Raw genomic sequence first — 1,587 nt, 5'->3', positions numbered from 1 at the left:
CTTGATCTTTAACCCCTGGGGTCCTGTGGGGACCCCGACCGATGACGGAAACAGCCCTTGGTTGATGATCTTCTTGTCTAGGGAAGAACATCAATAGCCAAGGGCTGTTCTGGTGACCAGTGTGCATGACTGTGGTCCGGCTGATGCCGTCGGGGAGTTGGCGAGGTTCCGGCGGGAGTTCTACGACTGCTTGACTGCTCGGGCTGACGCGTTGTTCGACCTGACGGACGCGGTGTTGTGCGCCGACGGGCCGGTCCGGTCGCTGGTGGAGTTGTCGCTGGTGGGTGAGCACCGTCGGGGTCACGGGGCGTTGTATGACGCCCTCGCGTGCGGGCGACTGGACATCGATCGGCTGCGCACTGCTCTCGCGGCGGTGCCGTTGCCCCGGGCAGCTGATGGGCGTCTCGTCCTGGCGGTCGACATCACCTGCTGGCTGCGCCCGCACGCGCACACCTCAGCGCAGCGGATCCTGTGCCACACCTACGGACGCGGCAAGGATCAGACCATCATGATTCCGGGCTGGCCGTATTCGATGGTCGTGGCCCTGGAATCAGGTCGCAGTTCCTGGACCGCGCCGTTGGACGCGGTGCGGCTGGCGCCTGGTGATGACGCGGCCACGGTCACCGCTGGGCAGTTGCGAGACATCGTGGGGCGTCTGATCGCGGCCGGGCAGTGGCGGCCCGGGGACCTGGAGATCCTGGTCGTGGCCGACGCCGGCTACGACGCACCCCGCCTTGCGTTCCTTCTGCGTGACCTGCCCGTGCAAGTCCTCGCCCGGATGCGCTCCGACCGGGTACTACGCCGAGCCGTGCCGCCGCGGCAGCCGGGGACGGTCGGACGTCCACCCCGCCACGGCGGCGAGTTCGTCTTCGGTGATCCCGCGACCTGGGGTGAGCCGGACGCGGCCACCGTCGCCGACACCCGTCTCTACGGCACGGCGTGGGCCCGCGCCTGGGACCGGCTTCACCCCCGGTTGACCCACCGATCCGCCTGGATCGACGCGGCGAAGGTATTGCCGGTCATCGAGGGAACGGTCATCCGCCTGGAAGTCGAGCACCTGCCCAGCGGCGCGACCCCGAAGCCGGTGTGGCTGTGGTGGTCCGGCGTCGACGCCACCAGCGCTGATGTCGATCGGCTCTGGCAGACGTTCCTGCGCCGCTTCGACATCGAACACACGTTCCGCCTGTTGAAACAGACCCTCGGCTGGACCTGCCCGAAGATCCGCACGCCGCAGGCCGCCGACCGATGGACCTGGATGATCCTCGCCGCCTACACCCAGCTCCGTCTGGCCCGTGCCCTCGCCGCCGACCTGCGCCGGCCCTGGGAGAAACCCGCACCACCGCAGCGTCTGTCACCCGCCCGCGTCCGCCGAGGGTTTCGGCACCTCCGCGCGAGAGTCACCTGTCCGGCCGGTGCACCCAAACCCTCCCGGCCAGGACCAGGGCGGCCACCCGGCCGCCGCAACAACCACCCCACCCCGCGCTACGACGTCCACATCGCGACCACCACGACCGCCAAGACAGCAGCTGCAAAGAAGACGAAGACTGCCAATCCCCGGCCCCGCCGCACAGGTTAAAGATCAAGCTA

The 1,587-nt window shown here is 68.6% G+C and carries 1 protein-coding gene; it reads left to right on the top strand.

Annotation, left to right across the window (positions count from 1 at the left end; genetic code table 11):
* The first annotated feature begins 112 nt into the window (after nucleotides 1-112).
* Nucleotides 113-1,576: an NF041680 family putative transposase gene (locus D7I43_RS32390; RefSeq protein ID WP_120332336.1), complete on the top strand. Its 1,464-nt coding sequence runs from the start codon at nucleotides 113-115 to the stop codon at nucleotides 1,574-1,576.
* The last annotated feature ends 11 nt before the right edge of the window (nucleotides 1,577-1,587 follow it).

This window comes from Micromonospora globbae (assembly GCF_003610785.1).
GTDB classification, from domain to species: Bacteria; Actinomycetota; Actinomycetes; order Mycobacteriales; family Micromonosporaceae; genus Micromonospora; species Micromonospora globbae.
The sequence above is the reverse complement of the archived record's forward strand: the minus strand, read 5'-3'. Positions and strand labels throughout refer to the sequence as shown.